A 20,964-nucleotide genomic window follows, 5' to 3' on the forward strand; every position below is an offset into this window, starting at 1 on the left:
ATAAACAAAACCAATCTAAATGTGCTTAATTTATTGTCCAGTTTTTTGTTGCAAATCCAATGGTAGGCCTGGGTATTTCTTTCTTGCCTGAAGGAATGTCAGCAAAGTATTCCTCTATCCACTTCTTGGTTTGTTCAATATCTAAATCACCAGCAACAGAAAGGGTGGCATTTTCCGGCACATAAAAAGTTTTATAAAAATCCCTAAACTCGTCAATAGTAGCAGCATTTAAATGGTCTAATGAGCCAATGGTAGTCCAACGATAAGGATGAACCTTATAAGCTCTTTTGCTTATTTCTGCCAAAATAGATCCGTAAGGCTGATTATCAATACGTTGCCTTTTTTCTTCTTTTACGACTTCTCTTTGCGTTTCTACTCCTACTTCATCAATCTTGGAATGCATTAAACGCTCAGACTCCAGCCACAAGCCTAACTTCAACTCATTAGAAGGAAGCACTTCATAGTAAAAAGTTCTATCATTAGAGGTGTTCGCGTTATTGTTTCCACCAGCATTAGTGATGTACTTATCAAACTCTCCTCGAGCTACATTCTCTGATCCTTCAAACAGAAGGTGTTCAAAAAAATGAGCAAATCCTGTTCTTGTAGAATCTTCGTTTTTAGAGCCTACATGATACATTATAGTTACTGCCACAATGGGCGTGCTATGATCTTGGTGTAATATTACATGCAACCCGTTATCCAAATCATATTCAGTAAATTCAATTTTGTTTTCTTGTGCATTTGCTCCTAAGCTAAGGAACAGACCTACAAGAAAAATCATAATCCTTTTTCTCATACTGTTTAGGTGGTTAGATTGGTCGTTGCTTTAATTTTCAAAAAGATGAGAAAGTATTTCTTTAGCCTCATGCAATTCCAACCTTGGACCAAAGCGTGAAACAATTTTTGAAGAAGCCAAACTAGCTATCTTTCCCGCCTCGGCATAGCTGTGCCCATTAGTAATGCCATAAAGAAATGCTCCTGCAAACATATCTCCTGCTCCGTTGGTGTCTACAGCTTTCACCTCATACGGTTCTATATCAATAAAGGTGTCACCATCAAAAATGGTAGCTCCATTCTCCCCCATGGTGATAGCAAATCTTTTAGCAACTTTCTTGAGCTCCTCTCTTGCTTCATTTAAAGTACTTTCACCTGTGAAAAGCATGGCTTCTTCTTCATTACAGAAAAGAAGATCTACACTAGCTCCTACTACTTGCTGCATTGGTTCTTTGAAATACTTAACCATACTAGGGTCAGAGAAAGTCAGAGCTACTTTTGTTCCTGAATCTTCAGCTATCTTTTTAGCATACTTCATGGCTTCCTGACCATTCTCTGAAGTGATCAGATATCCTTCAATATACAAGTAAGAAGAATCCTTAATTTTGCTTGCATCAACCTGTTCTTTAGAAAAAGTAGTTGAAATACCCAGGAAAGTATTCATAGTTCGGTTAGCATCAGGCGTGGTCATAACCAGACATTTTCCTGTAATTCCTTCCTCTCGGCTACCTTCCTGCAGGTTAGTATCTACACCGTTTTCCTTAAGGTCTTTCAAATAGAAATCTCCCATTTCATCATTAGATACCTTACAGTTATAAAAGCAATTACCTCCAAACTGACTAGCTGCAATGATAGTATTGGCGGCAGAACCTCCACATTTCTTATCAGCATTAGGCAAATTAATGGCATTCATTAATTCAAACTGACGTTCCTCTTCCACGAGGGTCATTAGTCCTTTTTCCACATTATACTTTTCCAGAAATTGGTCATTTACTTCAGTAACAATATCTACTAAAGCATTTCCCATTCCGTAAACGTCATATTTCTTTTTCATAAATTCTTATTTAATAAAACCTTATTAATTTAATCTTTTATAATATTATTCAAAATTCACTAGAATAGCCTCTCGATTATTGCTGGATTTACAGAACCATGATACTTCAATACAATTCTTTTGAAGATTACTATACCGGCGGTTCCTAAAAGTGCGAAATAAGCTATTACTATTTAGTTTGTTTTTACCGTTTATAAAATCGGGCAATCGCCGCTGGATAAATAGAGAAAATATGAAACAAAGCAGTAATAACATGTTAATGATAACTGGTAGAAGCCTCACTTTCAATAAACATCCATAATTGCTACTTTCTTGGTGCTTTTAGTGGGAGCATGCCCAATATGCGGAGTATCCAAACTCCAGGAATACTTCTTTAGGAAAACCACATTTCAGTGCTTATCTGGCATCTTTATATCCACATTAAGGCCCATTGCTTTAGTCTTGTTTGGATAATCAGTAATAATGCCATCCACACGCCACTTAAGCATTTTTTTCAAATCAGCCTCCTCATTTACCGTCCAAGGGATCACTTGAATGCCCATTTTGTGAAGCTCTCGTACTCTCCCTTCCGTCAATAAGTTAAAATCAGGACTATAAATATGTGGTTTAAAGCCCAGATTGGCCAGATTAGTAGTAATAGAACGGTCATTTTCCACCAAAGCGGCCAATTTCACATCGGGGTAATGTTCATGCCAGTATTGCAGAACTCTAAAATCAAATGACTGGATAATAATACGTTCCCATGGCAAATATTGGTCTATCAGATCGTACACTAACTTAGAAAACTCCGCCGGTGCCGGGTGCAATTCATTATCTCCCTGAGCATCACTTTTTATCTCAATATTATAGTTGACTTCATATTGAGTGTAACTCTTAATATGCTTTTCAGCCTCCTTGATCACATCACTCAACAGAGGTTTATTAATGGCAATTTTTTGCTGCTCTGGAAATCTGGTACTATTAAGACTGCCGCAGTCAAACTGCTTTACCTCATCATAATTCATTTTATAAATAATGAACTGATGCTCATCCTTGATCTTGCTATTATCCACATTCACACAGATGCCGGGAGAAATCCATGGATCATGAGAGACAACCACTTTTTTATCTTTGGTAATCACCACATCCATCTCAAGCGTGGTAACTCCCTGGTCTAAGGCGTAAATAAAAGCAGGGATGGTATTTTCTGGCATCATGCCCCTTGCTCCGCGATGACCTTGAATATCTGTTTTTTGTGCATTCATTGAATATGATATCAACAAAAAGAAAACCGCAATTATGTGTTTCATTCTAGTAAGATTTCAAATAATATAGTCGCCATAAATGTACAACTAAACCAACTTTATTCTAAAATACTGACTTTAAAAGGTGATCTTCATTACAAACAACCTATATTCAAACTTTATTATTTAAATATCATTTTTTCATTCTAATATTTTTTAAGCGCTTTATCCATTCTAAAAATGAAGATATATGCCATTAGTGGTTTAGGAGCTGACGAGCGGGCCTTTTATAAGCTTCAACTTCAATACCCAATAGTACACTTGCCATGGAAAACACCCCTACTTGGTGACTCCTTACGCACTTATGCTCAACGCTTTGTTAATGACATAGATGATTCTAAGCCCTTTGCCCTATTAGGTTTATCATTTGGAGGAATGGTTGTAGTAGAAATAGGCAAAATATTGAAACCTGAAAAGACCATTATTATTTCCTCTGCACCTACTAAAAATGAACTACCTAATAGCTTGAGAATAATAGGTAGATTAGGATTAACCAAATTAATGCAATTGGCTTAAACCTCCTAATATGATAGCTCATTGGCTATTTGGCGTCACAAACAAAGAGGACAAGCTTCTTCTCAATGAAATCATCCGTGACACCGACCGTCAATTTCTCAAATGGGCACTACAAGAAATTATGCAATGGAATAATAGTGAACTTATACCTTTGTTAGCATTGCATGGTACTAAAGATCGACTAATACCTTGCTATAAAGAAGCCAGCAAGATAAAAAATGGGGGCACCTGATGGTAATTTCTCACTCAAAATCAATTTCGTCTATCATTAACCACTACCTTTCATAATCGAAAAAAGCCTTGGGCAACCACCCCCAAGGCTCATCAAACCCGAAACTAAAGATCCTGACATACTGATCTAACCATCATATTCTACCTTCTAACAAAGGTATGTCAGCTAGCTTCTTAAAAAAACCAATATACTTATATCATATACGAAGACTGCTGATAATCTGGATCTTACAACATGAGATTTCCTTGATCTCAACCTAGCAATAAATGTTTACTTAAATTAATCTACAGATTAAATACCCTTAACATTAATTAATTGTTAAGCTTAGTAAGAAAGTGTAATAAAACGCCCATTTTCTTGTTAATTAGCTTCGAATTTAAACAACTGCGAGAGCGTGGAACAAGTCTATCTAATCCTAATCATTTTACTTTTTGCCTTGGCCATCACTGACCTCATAGTAGGAGTAAGTAACGATGCTGTTAATTTCCTTAACTCGGCCATCGGGTCAAAAGTAGCGACTCGACATGTCATTTTAATAATAGCCAGTATAGGTATTATTTTAGGAGCTACATTTTCATCTGGCATAATGGAAGTAGCTAGAAAAGGAATTTTTTTTCCTGACCACTTTTACTTTGCAGATGTAATGGTAATATTTCTGGCAGTAATGCTTACAGATATTATTCTGCTAGACCTTTTCAACACCTTTGCGATGCCCACCTCTACCACAGTTTCTATTGTGTTTGAGTTGTTGGGAGCATCTTTCGCAGTGGCATTAATGAAAACCTTGCAAGATGACTCCGGCCTCAGCATTATGCACCAGTACATTAATTTTCATAATGCGCTTACCATAGTTTCAAGCATATTCATATCGGTGGTGGTTTCCTTCACTGTAGGTATGATAGTACAGTATTTTAGTCGTGTACTTTTTACCTTCGAATATGAAAAAAGAATGAAAAATATTGGGGTAATATGGGCAGGTATTGCCCTTACTGCCATTAGTTATTTTTTAATAATAAAAGGTGTAAAAGGAAGCTCATTTATATCTGACGAAAAAATAGAATGGTTTGAACGTAACAGCCTTACAATAAGCATGTTCTCTTTTTTAGCATGGTCTGTCATCTTTTATATATTAAGAGAAGTATTCAAAACCAATATTCTGAAAATAGTAGTACTATTTGGTACGTTTGCTTTAGCCATGGCGTTTGCAGGAAACGACCTGGTCAATTTTATAGGAGTACCCATTGCAGGTTTAGAGTCATTTAAAGAGTGGAGTTCATCAGGTATAGATCCTCATGAACTATTTATGACTTCCCTGAGTAAACCTGTAAAAACGAATACCTATCTACTTCTGGCGGCAGGTATAATTATGGTACTTACCTTGTGGTTTTCCAAAAAGGCGAAATCAGTAACCGAAACTGAAGTAAACCTAGGAAGACAGGACTCTGGCAGCGAACGCTTCAAGGCTAATGCTGTCTCCCGAGGAATAGTACAGGGAGCCAGAGGAATAGGCAAGGGGCTTACTGCTGTAATTCCTAAAAAAATACTTTCACAGCTGGAAGAAAATTTTGACAACGAAGTAACACTAAATACAGATGATGCTCCAGCTTTTGACTTGGTACGTGCATCAGTAAACCTTACTGTAGCAAGTATATTAATAGCATTTGCTACTTCTCTGAAGTTGCCTTTATCCACCACCTATGTTTCTTTTATGGTAGCCATGGGCTCTTCACTTTCTGATCGTGCTTGGGGCAGAGATAGTGCCGTTTACAGGGTGTCTGGGGTTCTCAATGTGATTTTGGGCTGGCTAGGCACAGCTGTAATCGCCTTTATAATATCCAGCTTTTTTGCCTTTTTGATTTTTCAAGTGGGCTTATCTATGGTAGCGGTAATATTAGTAGTGGCCGTGATCACTATCTATCGCAGCTTCACCTATCACAAAGAAGCCGAAAGGAAAAAAACATTGGCAGAAAAGCTGCTCGCACAAACCTCACTTATACCTGTAAATAAGGCATTAATAGAAGCAAATAAGAGAACAAGAGAAAACTTGAGCTTAGTTAACGAACTATACAAAGAATCTATTGGAGGCCTATTAATAGAAAAGAAAAAGCCACTAAAAAAATCGCGCAAAACACTGAATGATCTAATAGACAAAAATGAAAAATTCAAGGCCAATTTAATTAAATTCATTAATCGCATGGATGAAAACGAAGGTAATACCAGTAAAATCTATTTGTCCATTTATGATCTTGAGCAGGACTTCACACATTCCATTAAATTTATAATAGATGAAAGTTTGAATCATGTGAAAAATATGCACTCTTCTCTCGCCGAAAAACAAGTGGAAGGCCTCAATAAGCTTACCGAAAACTTCACTCTCTTTATTACTCAGGCAGTAGATGTACTGGAAGAAAATAACAATAAGAAAATGAATTCTCTTATTACTCAAAAAAGGATAGTCTTAGATCAAATTTTATCTTTAATGGAATTTCAGATTAAAGAGGTAAGAAAAAAAGGTCAGAGTAAAAGAACTTCTACCCTATTTTTTAATATTCTTCTAGAAACTAAAGAGATGGTAAATACTACAAGCCGATTTATAAAAGTATTTAAAAAGGCAGGTTTCAACGGACACACTAAAACTCTAGAATTATAGAAAATAAGTATTAATTGTAATATATAAGAAAGCTGCTCAGCAATGGGCAGCTTTTTAACTTTATACAGCCCCCATTAACTGCATAGTTTCTAAAGTAGGACTTACACTTCCGCCTTTAGGCTCTACCGTGACAGCAAAAGCTGACGCTCCTTTTATGCTTTTCATTTTCAAAAGATGCTTTACCCCACTATTAAACACACCAGCATCTACCGGTTTCCCATCTACTATGGCCCAAAGCTGATATTGTTTTTGCTTACTCAGCATGTCTAAAGAATTAATACTTAAATAAACATCTTCGGTAATTTCATTCCAGTAAACCAATGCTTGGGATTTTGGAGCATTATCGGTCCCATTCATGGATACACGCCTAAAGCGTGCATCTCGTAATATATCAAAATCGCTTTCAACTTGATCTATCTTTTTATTGACCTGATTATAGTCTTGCGCTAACCGTTCATTTTGAGCAATAAGGCTACTGAGTTCATGCTCGGTATGTTTCCATTTATTATAGTAACTATAAGCCAGTACTAGGCTTACTGCCGCAATAGTTACTGATGCTGCTACGGCTAACCTCCATACTCCTAAATTTCTACCATGTACTTCATGCTCGCCATCGTCTATTGCAGCCAAAACAGAGGCCTTCACTTGAGGACTTGGGGAAACCGCTGTTTCCAAAGCCAGATTTTCTAAAGAGAGTTCTACTTTATGGAGTTCCTCTTTAATTTCAGGGTATTTTTTTAAATTTTCGACCACCTCTAGCTCTTCCGAAGAACTCAATTCTCCGAGTGCATAGGCCTCTAATATACCCGATGATATGTATTCTTGAATATTCACCTTACTCCTAACGCTTTTCTAAGGTTTATTAAAGCCATACGAAGACGAGTCTTAACCGTACCCAAAGGAATATTCTTTTCCTCAGAAACTTCAGATTGTGTATAGCCCTTAAAATAAATGAGATCAATAACCAGCCTTTCCTCTTCTCTCAGCTTGTCTAAAAACTTCTCAACGCCTATCGTATCAATATTTTGATGAACCAGATTATTTCGTTCGATATTATATACGTTATTGTTCAGCTCATCAGTTTTCTGAACACGCTTGATCTCTTTAGATCTAAGCTTATCAATCGCCAGGTTTCTGGTAAGATTAAGCATCCAGGTAAATAAGCGTCCTTTTTGGGCATCATAGTTCGCTATCTTTTCCCAAATCTTCAAAAAGGCATCTTGTAATACCTCTTCAGCTACTTTTTCATCTACTACAATTCTTACTACAACACCATACAGGCTTGCGGAATAATTTTCATACAAGTACTTCATGGCTATCTTGTTCCTATCCTTTAATAGAACAGCCAGCTCACTCTGATCCATATGGCCCTGCAGTGTTGTAGACATTAGATTCTACAGCAAATAAGTCAATAAAAACAAAAGCACCAATTCACACTGGTGCTTTTGTTTAATTTTTTAATGAAATAACTAAAATATTAGATATGTATCACTTCATCATATGCTGCTGCAGCAGCTTCCATTACAGCCTCAGACATAGTAGGGTGAGGGTGAACGGCCTTTATAATTTCATGACCAGTAGTTTCCAGTTTTCTAGCTGTTACTATTTCAGCTATCATTTCTGTAACATTGTTACCAATCATGTGAGCTCCTAATAACTCGCCATATTTAGCATCAAAGATAAGCTTCACAAAACCGTCTTTTGCTCCGGCAGCACTAGCCTTGCCAGAAGCTGAGAATGGGAATTTACCCACTTTAATATCATATCCAGCTTCTTTTGCTTTAGCTTCAGTAAATCCTACTGATGCTACTTCAGGAGAACAATACGTACAGCCAGGTATGTTAGTGTAATCCAAAGGCTGAGGAGTTTCTCCTGCTATTTTCTCAACACAGATGATACCTTCTGCAGAAGCTACGTGAGCCAACGCCGGGCCATGAACTATATCTCCGATAGCATAAATACCAGGGATGTTAGTTTTATAATAATCATCAACTAAAACTTTTCCTTTATCAGTAGCTACGCCCACATCTTCAAGGCCAATACCTTCCAAATTAGTAGATATACCTACTGCAGAAAGTACTACATCGCATTCTATTACTTCCTCACCTTTTTGAGTTTTAACACTTGCTTTGCAGCCTTTGCCTTTAGTATCTACATTAGTAACTTCCGCGTTTGTTAAAATATTGATACCTGCTTTTTTGAAGTTTCTTTCTAGTGCTTTAGAGACTTCTTCATCTTCCACAGGAACAATTCTTGGCAAGTACTCAACTATGGTAACTTCCACACCAATAGCATTATAGAAGTAAGCAAACTCAACACCTATAGCTCCAGAGCCTACTACTACCATTTTCTTAGGCAGTTTATCTAATACCATTGCTTGTCGGTATCCTATGATTTTCTCATTATCGATAGGAAGGTTAGGTAGCTCACGAGATCTACCTCCTGTAGCTATTATAATATGGTCAGCACTGTATGTTTCTACCGTTCCGTCTTCAGCAGTAACTTCAATTTTTTTACCTGGAGCAAGTTTACCAAATCCCATAATGGCATCGATCTTATTTTTCTTAAATAAGAACTGGATACCTTTACTCATTCCTTCTGCTACACCACGGCTTCTTTTAACCATAGCACCAAGATCTGCCTTAGCGTCTTTTATGGTAATTCCATAATCTTCAGAATGAGATATATATTCAAAAACATTAGCACTTTTTAATAGAGCTTTTGTAGGAATACATCCCCAGTTGAGACAAATGCCTCCTAGAGATTCCTTTTCTATTACACCTACTTTTAGGCCTAATTGAGAAGCTCTAATAGCCGCTACGTAACCACCAGGGCCACTACCTAAAACCAAAAGATCATATTTTTTTGACATAAGCTGTATATTTTATCTTGTATTTATAGTCCGTTTGTGGGATTGCAAATTTAATCGAAAAGCCTTTAGAAAAAAATTACCTATGCCTGTGTGATAAGGATCATAAAAAAAAGGTGTGGAAATATAGGTTTCACCCAGCACTTTGTAGAATAATCCAACAATCAATTGATTTTAAACAGCATTCAGATAATCATAAACAATTGATTATAAGCAACTTAAAATAAATATATGATTTTTGGCATAATTCTGATATATAACATAAGCATAAGAGATTATTACACCCTTAAACACGAACAACCATGAAATTCAATAAAATAATAGTAGGAGCCTTAGCCATTGTATTTTCCGCAACAATGAGTACCAACGCCACAACCATACAAACCAACAAAGATGCCGTAGTAGTAAAAATTGATCCGAAAAAAACAGAGATCAGTGCTACTGAACTTCCTATCGGAGTAAAACAAGCGATTGTAAATGGTGAATTCTCTAGCTGGAGCATTGCCAGAGCCTATAAAATAACTTATGATGAATCTTCTTCAACCACTGAGGGAGAGGTTGAGTATGAGGTTCATTTTGAAAATAAAGAAAATAAAAAAGAAATAGAAGTTTATAATAATGACGGAGACGTGATAGAAGAATAGACTTCCGAACTACACAAACTACACACTTGTAACATTAGCACTTTTACAAAAAGCAGGTAATTCTTGTAAATTACCTGCTTTTGTTTTTTCTAATCACAGAGAGCAACCGACTCACTAAACGAACAGCCCTTATCTGATTTAATGACTTCATTCACCTGTCTGAAAGCTTCACCCAGTACGTCATTTTGAATAAAATCTAGAATGAGATGATTATATTGCTTCATAGGTATACTATTCCAATCATGATTTCCATTACAGCTAGTAACCAGATAATAAGGTTCTTCTAATAGCTTTAATTTTTCGGCTATACTTTTCCCTCCAAAAAGGGTTAGGTACCCTGGCTCACTCGCTTTACAATAATGGTGTGATGCCGTTGCATAAGGCACAAGATTATCACAGGTGCCATGAAATATTTGAGTAGGAACTGCAGTATCTGTGGTTATATCATTAAGCTGATACAAAGCACCAGCCATGCTTATCACACCTGCATAATGAAAGTTCTCAGGTAATGGTGAATAATTATCATTGATATAAGCCGCATGTAAAACTGCTTCGGCCCCTGCACTGCTACCTGCCAATATTATTTTATCAGAAGCTATTCGGAACTGATTCTTATTTTTAACTAAATATGCAGCTGCCATAGCTACTTCCTTTCCCGACTGATTAAATACTGCAATCTTCTCGCTAGCTGAAATATCACAGCCAAAACCCTTGCCCTTCATTGACAGTGTGTATGACATACTCACCACTACCAATCCGTGTTGAGTCATTGTTTCGGCATATTCCTTTATCCATTCCTCATCTCTTGCACCTCCCGAAAAGCCTCCTCCATGCACGTAAATCAACACAGGTCTATCTTGTCTTTTATCTCCTACTGGCTCATACACATCCATTTTAAGAGACCTGCCTTCCCCTTCATATGCATATGTCACAGTGGTGACAGCATTTCGGTTAAAATTAACTTGCTCGTAGTTCAAAGTTTGAGCCTTTGCACCTGTAACCAGTATAGATGCAAAGGCCAAAATCAATAGTCTTCTCATATAAGATTGACAATTATGTCTAATTCTCTTACTTAATATTATTGTAGTGTAAATTCAGCCTCTTTAACTTCCCGAGAACTGGTTCCTACAAAAACTTTAAAAGCTCCGGGTTCTGCCGCAAATTTTAGATCCTGATTATAAAAAGCAAGATCCTGCTCGTTTATGGTAAAGGTTACCGTCTCTGATTTCCCAGGCTCAAGACTGATTTTCTTAAAGCCTTTTAGCTCTTTCACTGGCCTGGTTATACTTCCCACCATGTCTCTAATATAAAGCTGAGCCACTTCTGCCCCCTTGTATTTTCCTGTATTAGTAATTTTTACAGATACTGTCAGTTCATCATCCATACCTATAGTTTCGCTGCTTAGCTGGATATCACCATACTCAAAAGTGGTATAGCTTAAACCATACCCAAATGGATATAAAGGATCATTTGAAACGTCTAAATAGTTAGATCTGAATTTCTGGAACCATGCTCCTTCTGCCAGTGGTCTACCTGTGTTTTTATGGTTATAATACAATGGCACCTGACCCACATTTTGAGGGAAGGTGGCCGTAAGCTTTCCTGAAGGATTTACATCACCAAATAAAACATCGGCAATAGCATTACCTGCCTCAGTTCCCGCAAACCAAACATTTAGAATAGAAGGAACATTTTCCTGCTCCCATTTCATAGCCAAAGGTCTTCCTGTAAACAACACCATTACTACCGGCTTACCGGTTTTTAATAAGGCCTTCATTAAATCTCTCTGACTTTGAGGTATTTCTATATTAGATCTGCTTGCGCTTTCACCACTCATCTCCGCAGATTCTCCCATAGCAGCTACAATCACATCAGCATTTTTTGCGGCATTTACCGCCTCCCTTATCATTACATCTGCAGAACGATTATCTCTATATGTAGGCTTTCCAAACACACTTACTCTGCTTTCTAATAAAGAATCAGCAGTGATGTTTGCTCCTCTGGCATATACTACATTTTGTTTTCCTACAGCCGCTTCTAAGCCATCTCTTAGAGATACTGACTTTTCAAAATCGCCAGCCACACTCCAAGTACCAGCCATATTTTCCCTATTATCTGCCATTGGGCCTACTAGGGCTATCTTAGCATTCTTTTTTAAAGGCAGAATATCTCCTTCATTTTTAAGCAACACAAAAGTTTCAGCAGCTAATTCTCTGGCTTTTTTTCTATGATCAGCGGTGAAGATCTCTGTCTTCGCTCTCTCTTCATTACAATATTTATAAGGATCATCAAAAAGGCCTAATTTATATTTTGCCTCCAATATTCTTCTACAAGCTTCATCAATCATAGCTTGGGTGATCTTGTCTTCTTCTAAAGAAGCTTTTAAGGTAGTAAGGAATCCTTCGCCTACCATATCCATGTCTACGCCAGCTTCTAAGGATTTTGCTGAAACATGTTTAAGGTCTCCAAAACCATGATCTATCATTTCATTAATAGCAGTGTAATCAGTTACTACAAAGCCATCAAACCCCCACTGTTCACGCAAAAGATCATTCATTAACCATTTATTAGCACTAGCTGGCACTCCTTCTACTTCATTAAAAGAAGTCATAACACTACCAACTCCAGCTTCTACAGCCGCCTTGTAAGGCTCAAAATATTCATTGAACATTCTTATGCGACTCATATCTACCGTATTATAATCTCTACCAGCCTCTATTGCTCCGTATAAAGCGAAGTGCTTTACACATGCCATAATAGTTTTAGGGTCTGTTAGATCTTCTCCCTGATACCCTTGCACCATGGCCTTAGCTATTTGAGCTCCAAGATAAGGGTCTTCTCCATTACCTTCAGATACTCTACCCCACCTAGGGTCTCTAGCCACGTCAACCATAGGAGAGAAAGTCCAGCAGATACCATCAGCACTAGCCTCTATAGCTGCTACATGTGCAGACTCTTTAATAAGATCCATATCCCAGCTACATGACAGGCCAAGTGGAATAGGAAATAATGTTTTATAACCGTGAATTACATCCATGCCAAAAATCAATGGTATTTTTAAACGGCTTTCTTCTACGGCAATACGCTGCACCTCCTTAATTTTTTCGGCAGTTTTTATATTAAAAAGGCCTCCGACTTTACCTTCTTTGATTTTAGATGCTATATCAGAACTATTAGCCAAACCGGTAGTAATATCTCCCGATGATGGCAAGTTAAGTTGACCTAATTTTTCTTCTAAAGTCATCTCATTCATTAAAGAATCGATAAAGTCGCTACCATCATTGGCGCTACTTTTGGCATTTTTTTGCTTGACCTCGCAAGACATCACTGCCATCGAAATGAATAAGATGAGAAACAATCGATTTATCATAATTTATATTATTTGCGTTTTGAAAATAACCAAGGTAAAAGTTTGGGTTCAGCAAAAGCGCTGTCCCAGCTATTGTGGTTGGCCTCCGGATATAGGGTGAGCTTCACATCTCCCCCCTGCTTGCTAATCGCTTTAGCCATCCTTTTTGAATTCTTGCAAGGCACCACATCATCTTTCTCTCCATGAAAAATCCAGAAAGGAACTTTTCCTGCATAGTTTTTAGCACTTGCAGGATTATCTCCGCCACATATAGCCACTGCTGCAGCGAAAGTGTCTGGCTTTCGGCTCACAATTTCAAAAGTGCCCATGCCACCCATTGATAAGCCTGCAGCATATATTCGGCTATTATCTACATAGCTCAGGTCACTGATGGAGTCTACCAGATGCATTACCATTTTTAGAGACTTGTTGGCTGGTTGATCACCTTTGTCGTCAAAATGGAAAGTTCTTTTCCCCTTCTTAGTTTTTATGGTCACGTTAGACCAATAATCACTTTTAGGGCACTGCGGGAATATGACTATGGCCGGAAAATCATTTTTATGCTCTAAAAATAACTTACTTCCATGCGTAAGCTGTCTCTTATTATCACTACCTCTTTCTCCTGCGCCATGTAAAAAAAGTACCAGGGGATACTCTTCATTTTCATCAAAGTCTTCAGGCCACAAAATTCGATAGAGTAACGTATCAGAATCAGTATGAAATACCTTTGGTTGAAAGGCCGCTATCGGGTCTTGAGCTTTACTCTCCGTAAAAATGAAGAGACAAAAACATAAGAACATTTTAGAAAAGGAATTATTCATATTTATTCACCCTCCACTGTAAACCCAAGCTTGTTTAGTCCTGCTTTTACTTCAGGAGCCTCCATAAACAACTTCCATAGTAAGCCACTACGGTAGTTCTCTATCATCACCGGAATAGGCCCTTGATCTATAGCCAAATATCTTGGTGTGTACCAGTTATCTTCTACACTAAAAGCATCATAGGGTCCATACTCACCTACCAGACTATCAGCATCATTGTATAAATATTTTAAAAAGGCCATACTTTCATCTGGCGTATATGGGAAAGATGATAATGCTGCAGTTGGCGAAATAACACCTAAATCCTGTTCTCCTGGATGATGCCCTGCATATCCATTTATCGAGTAGCTTGAGGTTAAGCCCCAGCAATTTTCTCCATAGCCTTTAAATCCATGAGGGTTTTCTACACAATATTTATAATCGATCAAAGCATGATTTTTATTTAGATCCCAGTAATCTCCATATTGATCTTTAAGGCCATGAGGGTTAAGACCCAAATAAGAATAATGAGCCCAGAATAATGGGCCAACCGGGTCATCGCTTCCTTCATAATGATCTAAAATAGTAGGGAGTCCCATATAAGTAGTGCCATTAGCAATAGCACCTCCTCTAGCCCACCCTTCTTCATATACCTCTTTGCTAATACCGTGAGTAGGTGATGCTGCTCCCAAAATGTACATAATTAGAGCCTCATTATACCCCCCCACAGGAAAATTCATCTCCCACTCATATTCAGGAGACCAGTGCCAGTAAAGCACATTTTCGCCTTTTGTATACCAGTCCCACTCTACGCCTTTCCAAAGGGTGTCTATTTTTGAAGCCAAAGCTTTCTCTCTGTCACTTCCCGCTTTAAAATACTCTCTTACAGCCAGCATTCCTTGAACAAGAAAAGCAGTTTCTACCAAATCTCCTCCATTATCCTTTTGGCTAAAGGGTTTCATTTTGCCAGTAGAACCTTCAAGCCAATGCGGCCATACACCGTGATACCTGTCAGCCTTCTCAAGATAATTGATCATTTTCTCATATCTCGCAAGTGCTTGATCACGGGTAATGAACCCTCTCTCTACTCCTACAAGAATAGCCATTAGACCAAAACCAGATCCTCCAATGGTAACTACATCCTTATCATTTTGTGGATACACATCATCCATATGTGTACGCTCACGGGCTAAGCCGGAATTGGGCTCTGCATTGTCCCAGAAATATTGGAAAGTTTGATATTGCACCAGGTTGAGTAAAGAGTCTTCTGAAATCTCAGCAGAGGCAGTACTGTCCTGATTATCCGCAGACTGATCTGCTGACTCTTTCTTATCTGTACAAGCCCATAGCCCTATAATTGCCAAAGAGCTAGTAAGTATTATGTTTCTTAATTTCATATTTTTTGTTTTAGCTGGTATACATTCAGGCTAATATCAAAAGCAATATGCCTTTTAAGTAAATGGACTTCGATAACCTACCGAAGCCCATCTGATTATAAACTTAAACTGATTCTTAATTGCTTTATATCTCGCTATATTAATTACTCAACTGAGGCAACTGATCTACTTGAGCTGTAGGATAGGGCACAAAACGATCATTAGAGGGATCATAGATTTTACCTCCCTCGTTTAGCTCACTGGTAAAACCATGTCTTACGACATCTGCAAATCTAATACCCCACTCAGTAGCAAACTCAGCATATTTTTCATCCAGCACATCGTCCAACGTTACTGCAGCTAAAGGATCTAGACCTGCTCTTGCTCTTACCATATTCACTGCCTCTTCAGCAGAGATAGAAGTTGAAGCTGCCCCACTCACAATGGCCTCTGCATGCATCAATAATATTTCTGAATAGCGAATGACAATGAAATTCTTTCCTGAATTATAACGATTAACATTACTACTAATCTCTATTGAAGGCAAATAGAATTTACCACTTTGGAACAAAGCTCTAGCATGGTTTCCTATACCGTCCCCGTCTCTCGTATAGATAAATCCATCTTCTGCAGCGTTAGTAAAGTCTGGAAGATCGTTATACCCATCATTTTCAAGTTGCTTAACACCATTAGGTGTAAATAAAACCGAAGTTTCAAGCCTGCTATAGTCTTTTCTATCCAGCATAAACTCAATATATTTCAATGTTGGTTCGTAAAAACCCCAACCACCAGAGACTCCCGGAATAAGTGGCTTCCACCCATCTGACAAAGGACCATAAAAATCATACTGATGATTATACTCATTAGTGGCAGTACTGCTACTTCCAAAGTCCGAATATTGAAGTTCCAATAAACTTTCATCACTTAATTCACCTGCCTTTTTAAATAGATAATAGAAATCATTATATAAAGAGAACCCTCCATTTTGAATAATTTCGGAGGTGGCTTCCTCCACAGCCTGGTAATTTTCAAGATCAAGATTTGCCATTGCCTTTATAGCTAAGGCCGTATATCTCGTCACACCTCCCTGAATATCAGATCTTTGGTTAGGCCTCGTATCCGGCAAATCAGGAAGTGCCTTATCCATCAACTCCGAAATATATTTTAATGCGTCTTCTCTACGAGTTAAAGGAAGAGCCTTAAATTCATCCGAATTAGATGAAGTAGGAACTAGTATATCTCCCCACATGCGGGTAAGCTGTAGCAATTCAAATCCTATTAGCACTTGGATTTCTGCCACATATTGATTTCCTCCAGACTTATCATCTAGCACTTCATTTATCTCCCTGATTTTTTCAATTTCCAAAGAGAAGCCCGCCACTATATCATTGTAAAAACCATTCCATGTGGTATTTAAAAACCAAGCATTAGGATCATACTTATAATTATCAAGTGTTTCCATTATAGCTTGGTCGGTACCTCCGGCCTTATTAACGTCGTCACCTCTAAGGCCAATAGTGGGATGTACTTCCCATCCCAAATCGTAGAATTTCTGATATGCTCCTAACAGTATATTTCTTTGCCCTTCTACCGTTTTAGTAATACCTAACGGCTCATTTTCTAAAGGCTCATTCAATTTGTCGTCACAAGCAATTGATAGAGAAAATATCAATGCTATCAACAATATATTTTTCAAATACTTCATAATTGTAATGTTTCTGGATTAAAGTTGAACATTCAGCCCTACTGTGTAAACTGCCGGTATAGGATAGGTTTGATTGTCCACTCCATTGGTTACCTCTGGGTTAAATCCATTGTAATTAAATGCCGTTAACGGACGATCGGCAGTAAATGAAATGGTAGTTTTAGGCATCTTCACTCCAAATAACTCCTTATTTACAAACTGATAGGCTAAGCGTACATTTTGTATCCTAAAATAATCTCCATCTTCAAGCCAAAATTCATTCATCAAATTATTATTGTACTCTTTTCTGTAGCCTGCCGCTGAAGGATATGAATTGGTTGAACCTTCTCCATTCCAAAAATGAGATGCTAAATCGGCATCAATATTAACATCTTGATTAACCCTAACAGTACTTCTTTTCTGATTTACAATTTTATTTCCTCCTTGCCCCTGGAAACTAGCGGTTAATGATAAATTCTTATAATTAACGCCCAAGCTAAAGCCATAATTGTAAGTCGGGATGAATGACCCTAATAATACTCTATCGTCAGCATCTATGACACCATCTCCATTCTGATCTTTAAAAAAGAAGTCACCTGGTTGTAAGGCATTATCACTAATAAAGCTATCATTATATCCTGATTGAGCTATCTGAGAATTATTTTGGAAAACTCCGTTTATTTCATATCCATAAAATTCATTTAGAGAAGATCCTGGGATTGATATTTGTCTCAACTCCGCAATGTTAGCACCACCATATAGGAACTCCTGATCACCGACACTTAATACTTCATTTTTCAGTGTTGATAAATTTGCTGATATATTATATGAAAAATCATCACTTATATTATCAGCCCAGCCTATAGCCACTTCAATACCTTCATTCCTAATTTCACCAGCGTTTCTCCTTGGATTTCTGCCAGTACCTTGCAACAACACATTCAATACAGCATCTTTTGTATCTCTTCTGTAAACATCTGCGTCCAAAGTAAGTCTGCTATCTAAAAATTCTGCTGATATACCAATATTGGTCTCTTCTGTAGTTTCCCAAGAAGTAATTAAATCAAAAATGTTATCCGGTTGCACTCCTATCACTAGTTGATTGCCAAGCGCTAAACTTACTTGCTTATAAGTTAAACTGCCAATAGCTGGTTCTATACCATCATTACCCATCTGTCCCCAGCCTCCTCTAACTTTCAAAAAATCAATTCCTTCTACATCAAAGAAATTCTCTCTAGAGATAATCCATCCTCCACTCAAAGTAAAGAAGTTACCCCATTTTTCAGAGAATTTGTTACTCCCATCTCTACGGAAAGATGTAGATAACAAATATTTATTTTGATATCCGTACTGAATTCTTCCGAAATAACTAACTCCATAAAAGTTATCTCCATCAGTGTAAGTTTCTGAAGGATTCAGGTTGGATCCTTTAGGAATATACCAAGTGTCGTCTTTATTAGGGTCTAAGCTCAAAATATTACTAGCTGCAGATTGTGTAAAATCCATTTGTTCACTTCTGAAAGAATAACCTGCCGTAACATTTACACTATGATCTCCAAATAAGTTATCATAAGTCAACACATTATCCCAAATAGTATTAAAATTACTTGTTGAGCTTTTTATAATACCATTTGGATAAATAGTTTGTCCATCAGAATAGTTTTTATCAACCTGTCTATGATTCTCATCTGCATAGAAATAATTCAATGAAGTTTTAAAAGACAATTTATCGGGTATCAACTGAAGATCAGCATAGAAGTTTCCTAAAATTTTAGCCCTTTTCTTCCTATTATTATTGTTATCTAGAACAAACAATGGATTCTGAGGATCTCTAAAATTTAAATTTTGCGCGTTCGCATATCTGATTGGCTTAGCCAGAGTGTTTCCTTGATCGTACACTGGCAAAACAGGCACAGCATAATAGGATTGCGACCATACCGCTTCGTCAGCTTCAAACTGAGTTGCATTACTAATGTTCACATTACCACCTACTGTTAGCCAATCTGTTGCTTTTGCGTCTATTTTGGTTCTTAAATTAGTTCTTTCGTAGTCATTTCTAGCATATTTTAACAAACCATCCTGCTTAAAGAAGCTACCCCCTACAGAATATTTGACTTTACTAGATCCTCCACTAATAGTAAGGGAGTGATTTTGAATAGGAGCGGTCTTCTCTAGCACCTGATCATACCAGTCTGTATCTGTTCCTGGTAAATTAGGATTATTAGGGTTAGCACCAAATCGATCAATTGAATTTTGAATTAAGGCTTGCTGATCAGCGTTACCGGCCTGATTGATATAATTAACATATTGTTGCGTATTGGCCATTTCGAGCAAATTTTGTGGTCTTTGCACACCATAGTAACCGTCATATTCGATTTTTACAGGTTGCTCGTAATCTCCAGAGTTAGTTTCTATGATAATAACACCATTCGCTGCACGCACACCATAGATAGCTGCAGCTGAAGCATCTTTCAAAATGTTCATACTAGCGATATCTGACGGGTTAAGGAAGTCTATATTATCCACAAACATTCCATCAACTACATATAATGGCTGAGCTTTATCATCTCCTGCAAAAGAGCTAAGTCCTCTTACTCGCACATTAGGGCTTGCCCCAGGAGCTCCACTACTTGTAATTTGTACACCAGCCACTTTACCTTGCAGTGACTGCATCGGGTTACTATTAGGTGTTTTAGTTATATCCTCACTATTGATAGTAGATATAGCTGTGGTTATCTCGTCTTCGTTAGAAGTACCATAACCAATCACCACCACTTCCTGAAGTTCACTAATGTCACTACTCAAAGCAACATTAACTACAGAACGTCCATTCACTTGTTCTTTAACCGTGGTAAATCCTACAAAAGAATATACCAACGTAGCATCATCACCTACTACTACTGAGTAGTTTCCTTCAATATCAGTAACTGTTCCTTGTGAAGTTCCATCTACTAATATATTCACCCCTGGCAGAGGCTCACCATCATCAGCAGAAGTCACTTTACCTTCAACAGTATTCTGGGCCTGCACATTTCCGGCTGTAATAGCAAAAAACATCAGACACGTGAGTCGTAAAAGTTTAATCATTGGGTTTAAAAATTAAATTAAATCTAGCAAACGATTGCAATCATGGTGTAATGGTATTATTATTAAATATCTTACCCAAAAAGCAGCAAACAATTTCGAGGAAAATAGAAGAAAAGAAGAGAATATTTTTAACTCAATATTGCGCTTTAAAAACAATGATTAAAGGCATTCATAGGCTATTTTAGATATTAACCAACAAGTCATCCCGTTTAAGACTCAGAAAACATTTTCTTAACTAAAAATGGTAAAAAAGCACATCACCCTGCAGTACTCCCCTTCTTTTTTTAAGCATAAAAAAATCCCGAACCAATAGGGCCCGGGATTATATACAATTCACTTCTTTTTTATGATAATACGAAACATCGCTGAAGCACATGTTCATACTTGCGATTAAACTTGGAATAACACCAGTTCCTCAATTCGTAGACCTCTTCATCTATCAAAGATCCGATGGCCTTTTTTAACTCCTTTTCAAAAAGTCTGGAATCAAAACTCACTTTTGTGAGTATGGTTTTTACGTATTCTAACATAAGAGTTTTGAATTTAAAAAGTTAATTTCCTCCCTTCGCAACTTATCTCCACCTTTAATATACAAAATCGTTACAGTTTCTTAAAGTATTACTATAAATTTGTATACGGTGTACGT

16 protein-coding genes and 1 pseudogene are annotated in these 20,964 nt (G+C 37.4%); 4 read left to right on the forward strand and 13 right to left on the reverse strand.

From position 1 onward, the window contains the following. Positions 1–58: 58 nt before the first annotated feature. From JL102_RS16155 to JL102_RS16165, 3 genes and pseudogenes are all read right to left on the reverse strand, one after another. Positions 59–796: pseudogene (locus JL102_RS16155) on the reverse strand (M16 family metallopeptidase); the annotation flags it as partial. Between the two features lie 30 nt (positions 797–826). After that, positions 827–1,828, reverse strand: a complete 1,002-nt coding sequence (locus tag JL102_RS16160; protein WP_202245482.1) for an adenosine kinase — start codon at positions 1,826–1,828, stop codon at positions 827–829. 389 nt (positions 1,829–2,217) lie between these two features. Then, complete coding sequence (locus JL102_RS16165) at positions 2,218–3,117, reverse strand: glycerophosphodiester phosphodiesterase (RefSeq protein ID WP_202245483.1); 900 nt, start codon at positions 3,115–3,117, stop codon at positions 2,218–2,220. A 174-nt stretch (positions 3,118–3,291) separates the two neighbouring features. Between JL102_RS16165 and JL102_RS16170 the strand changes: the two genes are divergently transcribed. From JL102_RS16170 to JL102_RS16180, 3 genes are all read left to right on the forward strand, one after another. Continuing rightward, positions 3,292–3,627, forward strand: coding sequence for a hypothetical protein (locus JL102_RS16170; protein ID WP_202245484.1), 336 nt, complete (start codon positions 3,292–3,294; stop codon positions 3,625–3,627). Between the two features lie 10 nt (positions 3,628–3,637). Further along, entirely contained in the window at positions 3,638–3,859 is a 222-nt protein-coding gene (locus tag JL102_RS16175) for a hypothetical protein (RefSeq protein ID WP_202245485.1), read from the forward strand. Between the two features lie 394 nt (positions 3,860–4,253). Further along, complete coding sequence (locus tag JL102_RS16180) at positions 4,254–6,509, forward strand: inorganic phosphate transporter (protein WP_202245486.1); 2,256 nt, start codon at positions 4,254–4,256, stop codon at positions 6,507–6,509. Positions 6,510–6,569: 60 nt separating this feature from the next. Here JL102_RS16180 and JL102_RS16185 read toward each other — a convergent pair whose 3' ends face one another. From JL102_RS16185 to lpdA, 3 genes are all read right to left on the reverse strand, one after another. Further along, entirely contained in the window at positions 6,570–7,343 is a 774-nt protein-coding gene (locus JL102_RS16185; protein WP_202245487.1) for an anti-sigma factor, read from the reverse strand. After that, entirely contained in the window at positions 7,340–7,897 is a 558-nt protein-coding gene (locus JL102_RS16190; protein WP_202245488.1) for an RNA polymerase sigma factor, read from the reverse strand. Before JL102_RS16190 ends, JL102_RS16185 begins: the two co-directional genes overlap by 4 nt. 89 nt (positions 7,898–7,986) lie before the next feature. Beyond that, positions 7,987–9,381, reverse strand: a complete 1,395-nt coding sequence (gene lpdA / locus JL102_RS16195) for a dihydrolipoyl dehydrogenase (RefSeq protein WP_202245489.1) — start codon at positions 9,379–9,381, stop codon at positions 7,987–7,989. A 299-nt stretch (positions 9,382–9,680) separates the two neighbouring features. On the opposite strand from lpdA, the gene JL102_RS16200 reads away from it, so the two are divergent. Then, entirely contained in the window at positions 9,681–10,022 is a 342-nt protein-coding gene (locus tag JL102_RS16200; RefSeq protein ID WP_202245490.1) for a hypothetical protein, read from the forward strand. Between the two features lie 89 nt (positions 10,023–10,111). On the opposite strand, the gene JL102_RS16205 is transcribed toward JL102_RS16200, so the two are convergent. The 7 genes from JL102_RS16205 to JL102_RS16235 all read right to left on the reverse strand — a co-directional run bounded on the left by JL102_RS16205 (position 10,112) and on the right by JL102_RS16235 (position 20,848). Beyond that, positions 10,112–11,062, reverse strand: a complete 951-nt coding sequence (locus JL102_RS16205; RefSeq protein ID WP_202245491.1) for an alpha/beta hydrolase — start codon at positions 11,060–11,062, stop codon at positions 10,112–10,114. 38 nt (positions 11,063–11,100) lie between these two features. After that, positions 11,101–13,392: a beta-glucosidase BglX gene (bglX, locus tag JL102_RS16210; protein ID WP_262896872.1), complete on the reverse strand. Its 2,292-nt coding sequence runs from the start codon at positions 13,390–13,392 to the stop codon at positions 11,101–11,103. Positions 13,393–13,400: 8 nt separating this feature from the next. Further along, positions 13,401–14,192, reverse strand: a complete 792-nt coding sequence (locus tag JL102_RS16215) for a carboxylesterase family protein (RefSeq protein ID WP_237390628.1) — start codon at positions 14,190–14,192, stop codon at positions 13,401–13,403. A gap of 2 nt (positions 14,193–14,194) precedes the next feature. Beyond that, positions 14,195–15,568, reverse strand: coding sequence for a glucoamylase family protein (locus JL102_RS16220; protein ID WP_202245492.1), 1,374 nt, complete (start codon positions 15,566–15,568; stop codon positions 14,195–14,197). Between the two features lie 139 nt (positions 15,569–15,707). Further along, positions 15,708–17,252 carry a RagB/SusD family nutrient uptake outer membrane protein gene (locus JL102_RS16225; protein ID WP_202245493.1) on the reverse strand — a complete coding sequence of 515 codons (1,545 nt, stop codon included), beginning with the start codon at positions 17,250–17,252 and terminating at the stop codon, positions 15,708–15,710. Positions 17,253–17,270: 18 nt separating this feature from the next. Beyond that, entirely contained in the window at positions 17,271–20,318 is a 3,048-nt protein-coding gene (locus tag JL102_RS16230; protein WP_202245494.1) for a SusC/RagA family TonB-linked outer membrane protein, read from the reverse strand. Positions 20,319–20,662: 344 nt separating this feature from the next. Then, positions 20,663–20,848: a hypothetical protein gene (locus JL102_RS16235; protein WP_202245495.1), complete on the reverse strand. Its 186-nt coding sequence runs from the start codon at positions 20,846–20,848 to the stop codon at positions 20,663–20,665. Between the last annotated feature and the right edge of the window lie 116 nt (positions 20,849–20,964).

The organism is Fulvivirga sediminis (genome assembly GCF_016757215.1).
GTDB lineage: Bacteria > Bacteroidota > Bacteroidia > Cytophagales > Cyclobacteriaceae > Fulvivirga > Fulvivirga sediminis.